Source organism: Vibrio sp. Vb1755, from assembly GCF_033338635.1.
GTDB lineage: Bacteria > Pseudomonadota > Gammaproteobacteria > Enterobacterales > Vibrionaceae > Vibrio > Vibrio alginolyticus.
The window spans coordinates 1-1,294 of sequence record NZ_JAWOTA010000193.1; the positions used below are offsets into that span (position 1 = coordinate 1).

Genomic DNA, 1,294 nt, shown 5'->3' on the forward strand with positions numbered 1-1,294 from the left:
CGATTGGCTGTTTTTGTATCGGAACTAACCAAGTCGATCTTGGTGCGGCGGCAAAACGTGGTATTCCTGTATTCAATGCACCGTTTTCAAACACGCGAAGTGTAGCAGAACTCGTGCTTGGTCAGATTCTTCTGCTCCTTCGTGGGATTCCTGAAAAGAACGCTTTAGCACACCGTGGTATTTGGAAGAAGAGCGCAGACAACTCTTACGAAGCGCGTGGTAAACGTCTTGGTATCATTGGTTACGGCCATATCGGTACTCAGCTGGGCATTATTGCTGAAAACTTAGGTATGCGCGTGTACTACTACGACATCGAAAACAAACTATCACTTGGCAACGCAACGCAAATCCACACGATGAGCGAGCTGCTAAACAAATGTGATGTTATTTCGCTGCACGTACCAGAAACACCTGAAACGAAGAATATGATGGGCGATGAAGAATTTGCTCGCATGAAGCCTGGCGCAATCTTCATCAACGCCGCTCGCGGTACCGTTGTTGATATTCCTGCGCTTTGCCACAGCCTAGAAGCAGGTCACTTAGCTGGCGCAGCAATCGACGTATTCCCAGTTGAACCAAAAACAAACGCTGACCCGTTTGAATCTCCACTACAGAAATTCGATAACGTCATTCTAACGCCACACGTGGGCGGCTCTACTCAAGAAGCACAAGAAAACATCGGCGTGGAAGTAGCGGGTAAACTGGCGAAATATTCAGATAATGGTTCAACACTATCAAGCGTTAACTTCCCTGAAGTATCTCTGCCTGAACACGGTCGTGAGTGCTCTCGCTTGCTGCACATTCACAAAAACCGCCCAGGTATTCTGACTCAAATTAACACCATCTTCGCAGAAGAAGGCATCAACATCGCAGCGCAGTACCTACAAACTGAAGCTGAGATCGGCTACGTAGTTATTGATGTGGAAACTGAGCGTTCAGAAGAAGCACTAACGAAGCTGAAAAGCATTGAAGGCACGATTCGTGCTCGTATTCTTCATTAAGAAGAATCCATACAACAAAGGCAGGGATTATCCCTGCCTTTTCTTTTTGTGTTACCAAAACAAATTATTTTAATTTGTAAACCACATCCACTTGGTCACGAATTACAAGAGTCGAGTCTTGGTAACTGTTCGAACCTTGCTTGCTGTCCATCGCCATTGAGCGCATCAACACAGGCTGTACATGCATTTGGTTATAGTTAATTTGCCAGATGCCGCCGAGTTTTTTATCAAAGCCAGATGCAAGCGATGCCGCTTTTTCTCTCGCATCTTTGATCGCAGCCATGCGCGCTTTT

2 protein-coding genes are annotated in these 1,294 nt (G+C 46.1%); one reads left to right on the top strand and one right to left on the bottom strand.

Translation table 11 applies throughout. The annotated features are described in order from the left end of the window. The coding region (gene serA / locus R7E00_RS23810; protein WP_318124709.1) for a phosphoglycerate dehydrogenase at window positions 1-1,001 on the top strand (1,001 nt) is incomplete at its 5' end. A 64-nt stretch (window positions 1,002-1,065) separates the two neighbouring features. On the opposite strand, the gene R7E00_RS23815 is transcribed toward serA, so the two are convergent. Next, on the bottom strand, window positions 1,066-1,294 hold a 229-nt coding region (locus R7E00_RS23815), incomplete at its 5' end, for an SIMPL domain-containing protein (protein ID WP_318124712.1).